This window comes from Sediminispirochaeta smaragdinae DSM 11293 (assembly GCF_000143985.1).
Classification (GTDB): Bacteria; Spirochaetota; Spirochaetia; order DSM-16054; family Sediminispirochaetaceae; genus Sediminispirochaeta; species Sediminispirochaeta smaragdinae.
Window position 1 is genome coordinate 1,956,414 of record NC_014364.1, and the last position, 14,655, is coordinate 1,971,068.

Annotated in this window: 13 protein-coding genes and 1 tRNA gene; 13 read left to right on the forward strand and 1 reads right to left on the reverse strand. The window is 48.9% G+C overall.

What is annotated here, in order from left to right:
- Positions 1 to 92 precede the first annotated feature (92 nt).
- Positions 93 to 584, reverse strand: coding sequence for a chemotaxis protein CheX (locus tag SPIRS_RS09165; RefSeq protein ID WP_013254401.1), 492 nt, complete (start codon positions 582 to 584; stop codon positions 93 to 95).
- A gap of 49 nt (positions 585 to 633) precedes the next feature.
- On the opposite strand from SPIRS_RS09165, the gene ispE reads away from it, so the two are divergent.
- The 13 genes from ispE to SPIRS_RS09230 all read left to right on the forward strand — a co-directional run bounded on the left by ispE (position 634) and on the right by SPIRS_RS09230 (position 14,652).
- On the forward strand, positions 634 to 1,566 hold the full coding sequence (gene ispE / locus SPIRS_RS09170) for a 4-(cytidine 5'-diphospho)-2-C-methyl-D-erythritol kinase (RefSeq protein WP_013254402.1): 933 nt from the start codon (positions 634 to 636) through the stop codon (positions 1,564 to 1,566).
- Between the two features lie 31 nt (positions 1,567 to 1,597).
- Positions 1,598 to 1,906, forward strand: a complete 309-nt coding sequence (gene spoVG, locus SPIRS_RS09175) for a septation regulator SpoVG (protein WP_013254403.1) — start codon at positions 1,598 to 1,600, stop codon at positions 1,904 to 1,906.
- A 90-nt stretch (positions 1,907 to 1,996) separates the two neighbouring features.
- Positions 1,997 to 2,069, forward strand: a tRNA-Gln gene (locus SPIRS_RS09180).
- Positions 2,070 to 2,105: 36 nt separating this feature from the next.
- Complete coding sequence (locus tag SPIRS_RS09185) at positions 2,106 to 2,735, forward strand: 50S ribosomal protein L25 (RefSeq protein WP_013254404.1); 630 nt, start codon at positions 2,106 to 2,108, stop codon at positions 2,733 to 2,735.
- Between the two features lie 9 nt (positions 2,736 to 2,744).
- The gene (gene pth, locus SPIRS_RS09190) at positions 2,745 to 3,338 is read left to right on the forward strand and encodes an aminoacyl-tRNA hydrolase (protein WP_013254405.1); all 594 of its coding nucleotides are present in this window, start codon (positions 2,745 to 2,747) and stop codon (positions 3,336 to 3,338) included.
- Positions 3,322 to 4,671, forward strand: coding sequence for a tRNA lysidine(34) synthetase TilS (tilS, locus tag SPIRS_RS09195; protein ID WP_013254406.1), 1,350 nt, complete (start codon positions 3,322 to 3,324; stop codon positions 4,669 to 4,671). The genes pth and tilS overlap by 17 nt, the downstream gene beginning before the upstream one ends.
- Positions 4,643 to 6,586 carry an ATP-dependent zinc metalloprotease FtsH gene (gene ftsH / locus SPIRS_RS09200; RefSeq protein WP_013254407.1) on the forward strand — a complete coding sequence of 648 codons (1,944 nt, stop codon included), beginning with the start codon at positions 4,643 to 4,645 and terminating at the stop codon, positions 6,584 to 6,586. Before tilS ends, ftsH begins: the two co-directional genes overlap by 29 nt.
- 48 nt (positions 6,587 to 6,634) lie before the next feature.
- Positions 6,635 to 8,341, forward strand: coding sequence for a tetratricopeptide repeat protein (locus SPIRS_RS09205; RefSeq protein ID WP_013254408.1), 1,707 nt, complete (start codon positions 6,635 to 6,637; stop codon positions 8,339 to 8,341).
- A 1-nt stretch (position 8,342) separates the two neighbouring features.
- The gene (locus tag SPIRS_RS09210) at positions 8,343 to 10,157 is read left to right on the forward strand and encodes a S1C family serine protease (RefSeq protein WP_013254409.1); all 1,815 of its coding nucleotides are present in this window, start codon (positions 8,343 to 8,345) and stop codon (positions 10,155 to 10,157) included.
- A 63-nt stretch (positions 10,158 to 10,220) separates the two neighbouring features.
- The gene (locus SPIRS_RS09215; protein ID WP_013254410.1) at positions 10,221 to 10,550 is read left to right on the forward strand and encodes an STAS domain-containing protein; all 330 of its coding nucleotides are present in this window, start codon (positions 10,221 to 10,223) and stop codon (positions 10,548 to 10,550) included.
- Positions 10,551 to 10,579: 29 nt separating this feature from the next.
- Complete coding sequence (locus SPIRS_RS09220; RefSeq protein WP_041866026.1) at positions 10,580 to 12,706, forward strand: chemotaxis protein CheA; 2,127 nt, start codon at positions 10,580 to 10,582, stop codon at positions 12,704 to 12,706.
- Positions 12,707 to 12,712: 6 nt separating this feature from the next.
- Complete coding sequence (locus SPIRS_RS09225) at positions 12,713 to 13,561, forward strand: CheR family methyltransferase (RefSeq protein ID WP_013254412.1); 849 nt, start codon at positions 12,713 to 12,715, stop codon at positions 13,559 to 13,561.
- Positions 13,562 to 13,569: 8 nt separating this feature from the next.
- Positions 13,570 to 14,652 carry a protein-glutamate methylesterase/protein-glutamine glutaminase gene (locus SPIRS_RS09230; protein WP_013254413.1) on the forward strand — a complete coding sequence of 361 codons (1,083 nt, stop codon included), beginning with the start codon at positions 13,570 to 13,572 and terminating at the stop codon, positions 14,650 to 14,652.
- Positions 14,653 to 14,655: the final 3 nt, after the last annotated feature.

Below are 14,655 nucleotides of genomic sequence, written 5' to 3' on the forward strand. Positions count from 1 at the left end.
ATACAGAAAGCATCTACTGTACTGAAGAACATGTTACTTCGGTCGAGGCAACCTTAACCTACACCTAATCTACGAGATGGCTATAAAACATGTCAACTCTTTTTCGACCATTCTTTTGCCTTTTTTATGCCAACGAAGATATTGATCTTTCCGAAGCCTCCGGAAATGTCCTGATTGAGGAAATCATCCAGTGCTCTGATGTCGTAAGAGATGTTGGCCCCGATGAGCAGGGTCGGGGGAGTGATGTCGCATTCGAAACCGTGATCTGCGAGAAGCATTACCGACCTTCCGGAAAGTTGATTGAGAATCTCGCCGAAGGCTTCCCGCTGAAAATTTCCAAAACTTTCTTCACTCTCTTCCATGCCCATATTGGCAAGGACCTTGGAGATAAACGCAACCAGACTTTTTGTATCGGAGCGTAGAAGCAAGAATCCTTGGATATCCCCGGTAATACCGATGGTCGCGACAGCCTCACTCGGAGGGTTCATTTCGGGAGCCGCTTTATACGTGAGATCCGCAAATCCAATTTCATGGAGGACCTCTTCGAATGCTTGTTTAAAAAGCGATAAATGGCCGTTTATCATGCCCCTCAGTATAGGTTGATACGAAGAGCGTGTCAAATTGAACTAACGCATGGTAGCGGTTATACTATCGATCATGACACTGACAATAGAGGCTCCGGCCAAGATAAATCTTCACCTTCAAGTTGGAAAGCTTCGTTCGGACGGCTATCATGACCTTCTCAGCTTAATGCACCTCGTCGATCTTTCAGATAGGGTGAGCCTGCGGATGGAAGGAAAAGGGGGAACGGTGGAGCTTGAAGGGAATTTCGACTGCCGGAAGGAGGACAATTTGCTGTATAAGGCTGCCTCGGCCTATCTTCAAGAAAGACAAAAGAGGGTGCCGAATGCTTCCCCGGCTCCTGGTTTGACCATTTCCTGTTTGAAAAGAATCCCGGCGGGGGGAGGGCTCGGTGGAGGATCATCCGATGCCGCTGCGCTATTAAAGCTGCTTGACCGTTTTTTCGGGGCTTTTCCCCAAAAGGGGGTTCTCGATGAGATTGCCCTTTCTTTGGGGAGCGATGTTCCTTTTTTCCTCCACACAGGGGCTGAGATAGCCCAGGGAAGGGGCGAGGTGCTCGAACCCGTGGAACCTCTTCCCGCTTATCCACTTGTGTTGGTATTTCCGAAATGGAGGATTTCGACTCCCGACGCCTATGCCTCGGTCGATAGGCTTAGGCGCGAAAAAGCGGATCGTCCCCGCTCCCTTTCCCTCGAGCAGTTACGCGAATCATACAGCAGGCCTGTTGCCCAATGGCCTTTTTTCAACGATTTCACCTCCCCGGTTCTCTTGCAGTTTCCAGAATCTCGTAACCTCCTTTTAGGGCTGCAGAACCAGGGGGCCCTCTTTTCGCAGATGTCTGGAAGCGGTTCTACCTTTTTCGGACTCTTTGATGGGGAAAAAACGGCCCTTCGGGCCTTTGAAAGACTAAAATCCATGGGCTATCGTTGTCATCTTGGAAAAATGCTTGCGCGCCCGTATGACCCGGTTTACAATGGGCGATAACAGCTAAAGGTGCAACGCGCATGGAGGATTTATGGAAATTACTGACATTCGCATCAGGAAACTTGGTTCCGACAGCAAGTTGAAAGCGTATGTGACGATTACCTTCGACGATTGCTTTGTGGTACACAACGTAAAGATCATCGATGGGAAGAATGGTGCTTTTATTGCAATGCCGAGTAGAAAAACCAGGAGCGGTGAATACAAGGATGTCGCACATCCCATTAATTCCGACTTCCGTGGGCGGCTGCAACAGCAGATTCTTGATGAATATGAACGTGTTTTGGAGAGCGGTGAGGATGTCCCTCATTACGAAGATGACGAAAGTCTTCAGGATGAATAGATTGATATAGAAAAAAGGGAGTAAAATCACCCGTTCTAGTGGAAAAAAAATCTAAACTATGATAGAAACATAACTCTGTTGCCAGAACAGTGGGGCGTTGGCAAGCGGTTAAGCCACCGGTTTTTGGAGCCGGTATTCGCAGGTTCGAATCCTGCCGCCCCAGGTATATTTTTAGTAAAAGATCCGGAGGAGATTTTTCATGGAACAGAAGACGTTAACCGGTTTTGCCCGTACCGAGCTAAAAAAAGGTGCTGCCAGAAGGCTTCGCCGAGAGGGCAAGATTCCCGCTATTATTTACGGCCACTCAGAACCCGTGCCTATTTCCGTCCCTGCCAACGAGTTTGAGAAGAAGTATTCCGATCTTTCCGAGAGCACGATCATTACCATTTCTGTCGGCGGAAAAGAGTACGATGTTCTTATCAAGGATTATCAGGAAAATACCATGCGGGGTGAAGTGACCCACCTTGATTTTTTTGAGATCGAGCGGGGTAAGAAGCTGAAGACCCATGTACCTCTGCATGCCGTAGGAACGGCCCAGGGGGTAAAAGAGGGAGGTATCCTCGAGCTTGGTTTCCACGAGATTGAAATCGAATGCTTGCCAAAGGATATTCCTTCTCATCTTGAAATCAATATAGAGGGTATGGCCATCGGTGATTCTCGGCACATATCCGATATGTCGGTTCCCGAAGGGGTTACTGTTCTTGTCAGCACGGATATGGTTGCCGCCTCAATCACAACTCCGAAGGTTGAAGAAGAGGCTCCTGAGGAAGGCGAAGAGGAAGCTGCTGCAGAGGATATGACGGCTGCCGAAGCGTCTGCAGAAGAATAGTTCTCTGCCTTGATACATCAGCTTTGTATCGGTCTGGGAAATCCCGGTCCGCAGTATAGGGAAACCCGACACAATGTCGGGTTTCTTGTCTTAGAGGCTCTTGCCAAAGAATTCGGAGTCGAGTGGCGAAAGCCCTTCTTCTCACCGTATCGTTTTGCAAGGCACAGACATTCGAATGCGATGCTTTTTCTTGTCCAGCCCCTTACTTTCATGAATCGTTCCGGCGATGTACTTTCTGCAATTTTGAAGAAAAGCGGTGCATCATCTGAGAGTATGTTCCTTGTTTGCGATAATCTCGATCTTGCTCCGGGACAGGTTCGTATTCGGATGGGCGGTTCTGATGCCGGTCATAACGGCTTAAAATCGGTCATCGCTGCCGCCGGAACTGGGGAATTCCTTCGTATCTATGTAGGAATTGGTCGTCCCAAAGGGGGAACCATTGTCGATCATGTACTTGGGATTCCTAGCGAAGGAGAGGAGCAAGAGGCTGTCGATGCTGGTATTGCACGTGCCGCCGAAGCGGTTACCCAGCTTGTCGAAGGTGAGGAGCTGCAAAGTGTTATGAACCGTTTCAATAGAAGGAATCGTGAAAACGGACATTGAATCGCTGTTACACCAGAAATTAGAAGCCTTGGGGGCCTTACCCGGGGGGCGGCTTCTTGTTGCCTATTCAGGGGGGCCGGATTCTACCGCTTTACTTGCCGCCTCCGTTGCGCTTCTTTCCGTTTCTGCCGACTTTACCCTTGAAGCTGTGTATATCGATCACTGCCTGCGAAGCCAGGATGAACGCCGGGAAGAACGTACTATTATTCAGGCCGCGACCCGGCGTTGGAATGTTCCCCTGCATCTGCTATCCGTCGGAGAAGGGGAAATAGTCTCACAGGCAAGCGCGTCCGGCAGCGGGGTTGAGGCTGCGGCTCGCCAATACCGCTATTCCTGCTTTGAAAATCTCATTTCGCGTGAGAAGTTCGATTATTGCCTCTTGGCACATACCCTCGATGATCAGGTGGAGACGATCCTTCAGCGTCTATTCGAAGGGGCGGCTCTTGATTCCTCCTTGGGAATACCCGAACGCAGGGGGCCGTTTTTTCGGCCCTTTCTTTCGGTGAAAAAGTCCGATTTGCTTGATTACCTGAGGGAACGGAATTTCTCCTTTTCGACGGATTCAACCAACGGGGAAAACTTTTATCTGCGTAATCGTATTCGGAACGAGATCATTCCCGTTGTCGCCTCTGTTTTTCCCGCTTATCGCACGGCCATAGAATCCTTTCTTGCAAAGCAACGAATGGCCGATTCTGCGCTGAGAGCGTTGTTGCCTGAAATTCCCTTCAGGAAAGAATCTCCTTCCTCTGTTTCCTGGGATGCCGAACCCTTTTTTTCCGCACCGGAAGAGGCCCGCCGCCGTTTTCTTTATCGCATCCATGCGGAAATCGATTCTTCTCAGCGGCGTTTACCATATCCCTTTGTTGAACGGATTATTCGCATGGACGATAGGCCGGAAGCCTTGATCGAAGCATTCGACTCCAGGATAAGCAGGAGGGGAGATCGGATTTTTTGGGACGGGGTTGTTGTCCTTCGGGGAAAAAACCGTTACATTAGACGGATACAGGATGGTAGCCTGGTAAACCTTCCCAATATTGGTAAGGTTCGCCTTTCTTTTTCCGGGCTAACCCCTCCGGTGATTATTCGATCCCGAATGAAAGGGGATGTTATTTCTACGACGGGTGGGCAGAAAAGGCTGAAAAAACTCTTTCAGGAATGGGCTCTGCCCGAGGGTCTTCGTAATATGATTCCTGTTTTGGAAGATAGCCGCGGTATCGCTGCCGTTTTGGGCAGCCCTTTTGGTTTTCCCGATAGATATGCCGTTGGCGGAAAGAAATATTGTTCAATCAAAATGGAGTATGTAGGTGAATCCCGAGAACAGACAGCCAGATAAGAATGGCAACGATCCGAACAAGCTAAAGTTCGATTTTAACAAGAACAGGTTTGCTCTCTTCTTTCTGATTTCGCTGATCATCATGTTTGTCCTTCTTTTCATGATGAATTCCGGCGGTGGGGAGATGGAAATTTCTTATTCCAATTTCCTCAATTATTTGAAGGAGGGACAGGTTGATGCTGTTAAAATTCTTGACAACAGCGAAATTAGAGGAACGATGAAGAGCTCCGACGGGCAGTCGGTAGTTTTCGTCACAACTATTCCGTATTACCATGATAATCTAATACCCATGCTCGAAGAGCACGACGTTAATATTTCAGGAGGAACCAAGGGGCTCTCTGCCGGTCGGGTTTTTCTTGAACTTATTCCCTGGCTGCTCTTTTTACTCTTTTTCTGGTTCATGTTCAGACAGGTCCAGGGAGGGGGTAACAAGGCCTTTTCCTTCGGAAAGAGTAAGGCGAAGCAATATCTTGAGCAGGATAGTCGAATTACCTTCAATGATGTTGCGGGGCAGTCCGAGGCAAAATTTGAGCTTGAAGAGGTGGTCGATTTCCTGAAGAATCCCACGAAATTTACAAAGATAGGTGCGAAGATCCCCAAAGGGGTCTTGCTTGTCGGAATGCCCGGTACGGGAAAAACATTGCTTGCCAAGGCAGTGGCTGGAGAGGCCGGTGTCGCCTTTTTTCATATGTCGGGTTCCGATTTTGTTGAAATGTTCGTAGGTGTCGGCGCAAGTCGTGTGCGTGATCTTTTTGAGCAGGGTAGGCGGCATGCTCCCTGTATCATCTTTATTGATGAACTTGATGCCGTAGGCCGAACCCGTGGTGCGGGATACGGCGGCGGACATGACGAACGAGAGCAAACCTTGAATCAGATGCTTGTAGAGATGGATGGCTTCGATACGAAGGATGGGGTAATTATTCTTGCGGCGACGAACCGTCCTGATGTTCTTGATCCTGCGCTCCTTCGTCCCGGCCGTTTTGATCGGCAGGTTGTTGTCGATATGCCTGATGTAAAGGAGCGGGAGGATATTCTTGCAATCCATTGTCAGAAAATTCAGCTTGCCGATGATGTGGATCTGAACAGAATTGCCAGGGCCACCCCCGGAACTTCAGGCGCCGATCTCGCCAATATGGTCAATGAAGCGGCTCTTTTCGCCGCTCGTAACAACCGTGAGACAGTTCATATGCTTGATTTTGAAGAAGCCAGAGATAAAACACTCCTCGGTGTCGCACGAAAATCTCGGGTTATTACCTTGGAGGATAAACGGGCCACCGCTTATCACGAGGCCGGCCATGCATTGCTTCATTATTATCTCAAACATGCGGATCCTCTCCATAAGGTAACCGTTGTTCCTCACGGCAGAGCCCTTGGGCTTGCTCTTTCGTTGCCGGAGCGGGATACCTATTCCAGAACAAAAGGCTGGCTGATGGATCGGATAAAGATCGCCATGGGGGGATATGTTGCTGAGGAGCTCATCTATGGTGAGACCACAACGGGAACACAAAACGATATCAAGCAGGCAACCAGTATTGCCAGACGAATGGTGACCGAATGGGGCATGAGTGAAGAACTTGGTTTTGTGGCCCTTGGCCAGGAGGATGAACCGATCTTCATCGGAAAAGAGATTGCCCAGCATAAAGATTATTCCGAAGATACCGCAACCAGAATTGATGTCTCGGTTCGAACACTCCTGAAGAATGCCCTGGACGAAACTCGGACAATTCTGACCGAGCATAAAGATCAGCTTGATACGCTTGCCAAAAATTTGGTGAAGGAAGAGACCCTTGACGATGCCGAGATTAGAATGCTTCTCGGTTTTCCTCCTCGGGAGTCGATAACAAGTCTGAAAATAGAAACTTCGGAGCCTGAAGATTCCGAAAGCGACCCCGAAAGTGAGGATGAGGAGAAATAGGCTCCGAGGCGATCGGTATGCAAGAATTGAAGCGGTAGCGAGGTATGTATGGTTTCTCGGTTCTTCCCTGTCCTCTCTCTGGCTGTTTGCTTGATTCCTGCTTTTCTTCTTGCTCAGCCGGTACGTTCTCTTTCCGGTGCAGAATCGAAACTGGGGGCATTGTATGCCGGCTATGCCTATGATGCCTATAATGCGGGAGAAAAAAGTGATGCATCTCGCCTTGCCAGTGCGGCTCTGGTTTTTGATCCGGGAAATCGTGATGCTCTTGCGGTTTCCGCTCTGCTTACCGCCGATGAGGGAGAACTTGAATCGGCTCTTCGTTTGTTTGAAAGGGCCGCTGCCGCATATGTCTCGGATCAGGCGGCTTTGGTCGATATTGAGCAACTCCGGCGGCGTATGGCCGATACCGCTTTGCGGCTTGGATTTCCGGAACGATCGTATCTTTATTTGTTGCCCTTGACGGAAGGAGAACGGATCACTCCTGAGACCGGAGCGCTTTTTGTCAAGATCCTTTCACTTCTTGGAAAGGAAAATGAATCCGTCGATGTTGCGAGAGAGCTTGCTTCCCGTAATCCCTCTTCATCCCTTGCTGTAAAGGTGTATTTGCAGGTGGATGCCGGATATCTCCCCCCTTTTCTTATTAGGCCGCCTGATAAGCAGAAAGCGGTGCAGCAGCTTTCTGCTTATGACAAAGATGTTTATCAGCTGCTCTATGTACGTCTACGAAATCAAGACCTGAAGCACGAGATTGCACAGTCGTATAAAGAACGGTTTGGGGAAGATCTTTTCTGGTACCTAACCGAGGGAATAGGTAATGTGCTGGATCAGCAGGAGCGTGCTTCGCTGATAGGACGGGCACTTGCCGCGCATGCTCCCGGTTCCCGTGAAACTATTCATTTTTTCCGATCCCTTTTTATCGACGAAACCGATATAAAAGCCTACGATGCCTGGTTTGCGTCATTTTCAGGGCTCCTTATTAGTGACCTGAATGGTGACGGATATTCTGAGAGCTCTGAAAGGTACAAGGATGGGATTCTTACCGAGTATCGTCTCGATCAAGATCAGAATGGCCGCTATGAATATCGTGTGGACTTCGAGGATGGAAGACCGTCCTCGATTCAATCCGATACCTGGAAACTTACCTATGCGGACTATCCCTATATTGACCAGGCGGAACTGAGTGACGATACAGGAACCGTCACCTATATGCTGTATCCCTATAGTATGATTCATCGTTTCGAATATCTTCCCAGGTTGACGGATTCTCTGATCGACAGGGAGCCTGTTGTACATATCATTTTTCCCGTCGAAGAACGCATTTCGGCCAGATCCCTTTCTGAAAAACGGTATGTAAAGGAAAACCGTGAGACGATTACCATGAATCGGCCTTTTGCCGGGGGGGTGGAATACCATATTACCTCTCCGAGAGAGGGGGATGTTAGAGAACAGCGGCGAAGTGATGGGGCCTTTATCATACGAGAGCGGGATCCTGACGATGATGGGATCTTTGAGGTGAAAGAGCGCTATCTTGATAATACACTTATTGAGCTTACCTTCGATGAAAACGGCGACGGGCATCCTGAATACATGGAATCCCATGGAGAACAAACGGTCTATCTCTGGGACTTAAACGACGACGGTCTTTATGACTGCCGAGAATATATCGACGAGTCTGGAAGGAGTGTCCGGGAGGTTTCGACGAAGCTTGATGGGGTCTTTGATTTTCGTTTAAACGAGGAAGTGGAGGGTACTTGACGTGAATTACGATGCAGCGAAGCGGGCCTCTGTTCTGATTTTTCTTTTTGTTTCCACGATTACTTATATCGGTTGTAGTTCCGGCCCGAAGCTTCGGGGAGAGAGTAAACCTCTTTCTGAGGTAAGCTACCAGGGCATTGAAGATGCCTTTGAGGCGGGGCGTTATGAAGAGGTGATTCAGGAAGTCCAGCTTCTCGATCCCGCCTCGCAGCCGCAGGAGGGCGAACATAAAAGCCTTGACTGGTTTTTCATGCAGTCTGTCGAAGGGCTTGTCGATAGTTACCATGAAGCTGTTGATTCCAATGACTACTACCGTGCCCTTTCTCTGGGAAGAACCCTTGTGGCCCTCCACATACTCCATCCCGAGATAGATATTGATCTTCTGGACGAAAGAGAGCTGGCTCTTCGAAAGCTTGAGGAGCCGGGTGAGGATTCCCTTGTTCCCTTTCTTAATCGATTCCTTTTTGAAGAGATCGACGACCTTTCGGATGCGCAGCTTGAGGAAATAGCCGCGCTCTCGGTGGCCGAATCAAACGGTTCGATTGCGGCACGTATAGCGGGGGAACTTCAGAAGCGGGGGAAGATGCTTGATTCCTCACTTAGTTCCTTTATCAATGAAAGGAAACGCAGCCCCGAAGAACAGCTTCCTGCCGTGGCTACCGTATGGGTCAACCGCGGGATGACCATCACCGGCGGTGTCGGTTTACCGGACCGGGTCATCGGTTCAGGTTTCTTTATCGACAGACGGGGGTATCTGATAACAAACTACCATGTCATTGCCAGTGAGGTAGATCCCAGCTACGAAGGGTACAGCCGTTTGTATGTGAAATTTTCCGATGATAGTGACACAAGAATTCCCGCTCGTGTTGTTGGGTACAGCAAAACATTTGACCTTGCGCTTCTTAAAACCGAAAGAGAACCGAAACAACTTCTTTCTTTTAGCCCCGACAAAACGATCCACGTCGGAGAGAAGATCTTTGCCATCGGCTCGCCTGGGGGCCTTGAGAATACCCTGACCGCCGGCATCGTTTCTTCAACGGGAAGAAAATTCCTTCAACTTGGTGATGTCTTTCAGGTTGATGTTCCTATCAACCACGGAAACAGCGGCGGCCCTTTGCTTGATGCAAACGGGGAATTGATCGGGATCGTTTTTGCGGGAATAGAACAGTTTGAAGGGATCAATTTTGCCATTCCCTCGGAATGGGCACTTTTGTTGTTGGAAAAATTGTATGAAGGTGGTGATGCACCTCTCCCCTCCATCGGTTTTGCCGTGAGGGAAACCCAGGAAGGCCTCAGCGTTATTTATGTCGCACCAGGTTCTCCTGCGGAAAATGTCGGTATTCGTTACGGAGATCTGTTGACGGAGTTTGATGGTACGAAGGTGAACAAGTTAATTCAGGTCCATCCTCTGCTGATTAATCATGCTCCCGGCGAGCTGGCCGCCACTCGTTGGCTGAGAGATGGGCAGGAACGATCTCTTCTTATTCGAATGGAAAAACGAAAACCGACACCCTTTCTGCCCCTTGCAAAAATTGATCGTCCCGAGGATCTTTTCCCTCCGCTGTTCGGTATGCGAGTTGAACTTATCGGTGGCGGACTCTTCTCCGATCGTTATCAGGTGCAGGAGGTCTTCTCCGGGTCGAATGCGGATGAGACAGGGTTTTCTCCTCTTGATCCTTTTACCCTCCAAAAATGGCAGGTCATCGATGATCCTGGTGTTGTTGTTGCCGTATTGAGGATAAAAAAAAGAAAGGCGGGCTTTCTCGAGAGCGGGGTGCAGATGGCATCTTATCTCGAGACTACAAATTTTCTCTAAGTTCGTTTCTCCTTCTCCTTGCAAAAACGATTCTGTAGATTATACTGATGTAGGGAGGCTCGTGTGAACGAACAGAATGATTCCTCTGTGGTCGTGGCCTTAGGGGCAAAAGCAACAATAGAGCAGGTTTCCTCTCTTGCCGATGAAATTCGGGCAAAGCTAAAACAAACCGATATGCTTCTCTTTCAGGTCGACCAGGTCGAGCAGATCGACTTGTCGGTGATCCAGCTCATGTACGCGACAAAACGGCAGGCCGATAAAGAGGGAAAGACATTTCAGTTTACCGGCACGGCTTCTCAGGCCTTCTTGGATACCTTGGTTGATGCCGGATTCCTTAATGAGCCGGTAGACGATCTTAGCGTATTACACCGTTCACTGATTGATTTTGACTGAAGGCCGAAGGAGAAACAGCTTTGTCGTCAATGGATAATTTCAAAGAAACATTTCGTGAAGAGGCTTTCGAACTTCTGGCATCTTTGGAAAGCGATCTTCTCGAATTGGAGTCGAACCCCGATGATAAGGAGCTTGTGTCGTCGGTCTTTCGCGTGATGCATACGATAAAGGGCTCTTCGGCCATGTTCGGCTTCGATGAGATTTCGGAATTTACCCATGAAGTAGAATCTTTTTTTGATAAAGTAAGAAACGGTGAATTACGTATAGATCGTCAGATAATCGATGCCACTCTTTCGGCAAGAGATCTTATCCGGGAAATGCTGGAAGAAGAAGGGGATTCGAAAGAACGAAAAGAGGAGTGTGAAGCGGTTCTTCAGACCTTTCGGACACTTGCTCAGCAGGCGAAGGGAGGAAAGTCTCCTGATGCGGAAACAGAGGGTGAGGCCGAAGAATCGCCTTTCGAAGTAGAGAGAGAGGAATCGAATCAGGAAGAGCTGACGTACCGAATTCGTTTTGTTCCACCTTCTGATCTTTTTAAATCGGGGACTAATCCCATACTGCTTTTACGTGAGCTTCGGGAACTCGGTGATTGCACGATCATTCCCCGTCTTGATTCCATCGAAGGATTGGAAAAGTTCGATCCCGAGTCCTGTTTTTGCAGCTGGGAAATCATCTTAACAACAAAGGCCGATATCAACGCCATACGCGATATTTTTATTTTTATCGAATCGGATTCGACAATTCAAATCGATACCATTGAAAGTTTCAGCGATATGATTGAGAACTCTCAGTCAAGGAGGCTGGGAGATATCCTTCTCGAACGCGGAGTGATCAGCGAAGAGACCTTAAAGGAGGCTCTCGGAAAGCAGAAACGTCTTGGAGAAGTGCTTGTCGAAACAAAGGCTGTTTCCCGTGGCGATATCTCGGCGGCCTTGCAGGAACAAGAGCATGGTAAGCGTGTCCAGGAAAAAAGAACTGCGACCCTCGGAAAAGCGGGAATGTCGATAAGAGTTGCAAGCGATAAGCTCGATTCTCTGGTGGATCTTGTCGGAGAACTTGTTACCGTTCAGGCCAGGATCAGCCAACTGGCTGTTCAGGAGAATGACGCATCTGGTCATCTGCGTCTTGTCTCAGAGCAACTTGAGCGATTGGTTGAAGAGCTTCGAGATAATACCATGAGCCTCAGAATGGTTCCTATCGGCACAACCTTTAGTAAATTCCGTCGTTTGGTCAGAGATCTTTCCCTGGAATTGGGGAAAAAAGTTGAATTACAGGCAGAGGGGGCCGAAACCGAGCTCGATAAGACGGTTATCGAACAACTGGGTGATCCCCTTGTCCACCTGATTCGTAACTGTATCGATCACGGTATTGAGATGCCTGAGGTCCGTTCTTCTCATGGTAAGCCTGAGCTTGGAAAGGTTCTCCTTTCGGCCCGGCATGTGGGAGCCACGGTCCAGATTTCCATCGAAGACGACGGCGGAGGGCTCGACCGTGATGCTATATTGGCGAAGGGCATCGAACGCGGGCTCCTTTCTCCCGACGGAAAGTTGAGTGACGAGGATATTTTTCAAACGATATTCCTTCCTGGATTTTCCACTGCAAAGAAGATCACCGCCGTTTCCGGACGCGGGGTAGGGATGGATGTTGTTAGACAGCAGATTGAGGCCTTGCGGGGGTCTGTCTCGATTTGGAGTGAAACGGGAAAAGGTACCAAAATTACTATTTCGTTGCCGCTTACCCTTGCCATTGTAGATGGATTGCTTGTCCGGGTGGGCGAAGAGTTTTTTGTTGTTCCCCTTTCCGCGGTTGAGGCGTGTGTTGAGCTGGATGAAAACGAAGCCGAGGAACGCGGTAGGCGGCGGCTTCTTGAATTCCGCGAAAAACTACTCCCCTATGTTCGTTTGGATGATCTTTTCGATCTTTCTAGTGATGATACCTCACTTCGGCAAGTTGTTGTGACCGAGCTCGATTTTAACAGATTCGGCATTGTTGTTGATGAAGTCATCGGGGACCATCAGACGGTGATAAAGAGTCTGGGCCCGCTCTATCAACGCGTGGAAGGGGTTTCCGGAGCAACCATTCTCGGCGATGGAAGGGTGGCTCTCATTCTCGACATTCTGCAGCTTGCAAAGATTTCTGCTGCCGTTGCCGGATGAACCTCCATGGATTATAGCAAAACCTTCAAAAAGCGCGATTTGCGAGATGAAGAGTTTAAGCGTTTAAGTTCCTACATCGAAACGAACCTTGGTATCAGAATGCCTCCTGCTAAAAAGGTAATGCTGGAAAGTCGTCTGCAAAAGCGATTAAAGCACCTTGGACTCAATAATTTTTCCGAGTATGTTGAATACCTTTTCAGCAAAGATGGACAAGAACTTGAAATCCCCGCCATGATTGATGTGGTTACGACCAACAAGACCGACTTTTTTCGTGAACCGGCCCATTTTGATTATTTGCGGGAAAAGGTTTTTCCTCATTTGCACATGAAGCATGACGGCAAACCGATAATGTTATGGTCGGCCGCATGTTCCACTGGGGAAGAACCTTACACCCTTGCCCTTGAAGCTTCGAAATTTCGGGAGCAGCACCCCGGATTTGATTTTCGGATTTACGCTACAGATATCTCGGGAGAGGTCCTTACGAAGGCGCGTTCCGGAATATATCTTAAAGATCGGTTGGATCCGATACCGAAAGAGTTCGTTCGAAAATACTTTATGAGGAGTAAGAACCCTGCACAGAATTTAGTTCGGGTGAAACCGGAATTGCGGGCTTTGGTCTCGTTCCTTCGCCTGAATCTTATGGATCCCGTTTTACCCTTCAGGGATATGTTCGATGTCGTGTTTTGTAGGAACGTCATGATCTATTTCGATCGTGATCGGCAGAAATTTTTGCTGGAAAAGATAGCTCGTTCGATGAAGCCCAATGGTTTCTTATTTCTTGGTCATTCCGAAACCTTAACGGGAATGGATGTTCCCTTTACATCTGTTGCGGCTACCATATATCGTCGTATTTAGGAGGAGCAGTGGAAGAAAAGAAACTCACAGTCATGATTGTTGACGATTCTGCGGTCGTTCGTCAGACTATGAAAGATATTATCTCATCGGACCCTATGTTGGAAGTTGCCGGAACAGCGGCCGATCCCCTTATTGCCGCAAAGAAGCTTGAGAGCTTCATTCCTGATGTTATTGTCCTTGATATCGAGATGCCGCGTATGGATGGTCTGACATTTCTCCGTCGGCTGATGAACGCTCATCCCGTCCCCGTGGTAATCTGTTCCAGTAAGACCGAAGACGGTAGCCAGAATGCTATTCATGCTCTTGAGTACGGTGCGGTTGAAATCATTCAGAAACCAAAGATGGGAACAAAACAGTTTCTCGAAGAATCGAAGGTAACGATCTGCGATGCGGTAAAAGCCGCTGCGTACACCAAGGTAAAAAAGAAGTCGGTAACCATTCCCCAAAAGACGGTACAGCCTAAACTGACGGCAGATGCGGTACTTTCGAAGGGAACCGCGCCTTTGACAATTGATACCACGGATAAGGTCGTTGTGATCGGAGCATCGACAGGAGGTACCGAAGCCCTCCGGGAGTTTATCGAGCAGCTTCCTGTAGACGCCCCCGGTATTGCGATCGTTCAGCACATGCCCGAGCATTTTACCGCTGCTTTTGCAAAAAGACTGGACGGACTTGCACGTGTTACGGTGAAAGAGGCGGCGAATAATGATTCAGTACTTCGTGGGCATGTGTTGATTGCTCCAGGTAATCGTCATATGCTTCTCAAACGGAGTGGGGCACGCTATTATGTAGAGGTTCGAGAAGGTCCGCTTGTGAGTAGACATAGACCCTCGGTGGATGTCCTGTTTCGCTCTGCGGCACGCTATGCAGGCAAAAACGCCATTGGTGTTATTATGACAGGAATGGGCGATGATGGTGCCCGTGGGATGGCCGAGATGCATGAGTCAGGCTCTTTTACCATTGCGCAGGATGAGAAAAGTTGTGTCGTATTTGGAATGCCGAACGAGGCGATTAAACGTGGAGGAGTTGACGAAGTCCTTTCTCTCGATCGGATTGCCGGTAGAGTTCTTGAGAAGGGCCAGAGAGGATAGCAG

Coding starts and splice junctions, on each gene's coding strand:
- SPIRS_RS09205 (WP_013254408.1), top strand. CDS start 6,635: ATGGTTTCTCGGTTCTTCCCTGTCCTCTCTCTGGCTGTTTGCTTGATT.
- SPIRS_RS09220 (WP_041866026.1), top strand. CDS start 10,580: ATGGATAATTTCAAAGAAACATTTCGTGAAGAGGCTTTCGAACTTCTG.
- spoVG (WP_013254403.1), top strand. CDS start 1,598: ATGGAAATTACTGACATTCGCATCAGGAAACTTGGTTCCGACAGCAAG.
- SPIRS_RS09165 (WP_013254401.1), bottom strand. CDS start 584: ATGATAAACGGCCATTTATCGCTTTTTAAACAAGCATTCGAAGAGGTC.
- ispE (WP_013254402.1), top strand. CDS start 634: ATGGTAGCGGTTATACTATCGATCATGACACTGACAATAGAGGCTCCG.
- SPIRS_RS09225 (WP_013254412.1), top strand. CDS start 12,713: ATGGATTATAGCAAAACCTTCAAAAAGCGCGATTTGCGAGATGAAGAG.
- SPIRS_RS09185 (WP_013254404.1), top strand. CDS start 2,106: ATGGAACAGAAGACGTTAACCGGTTTTGCCCGTACCGAGCTAAAAAAA.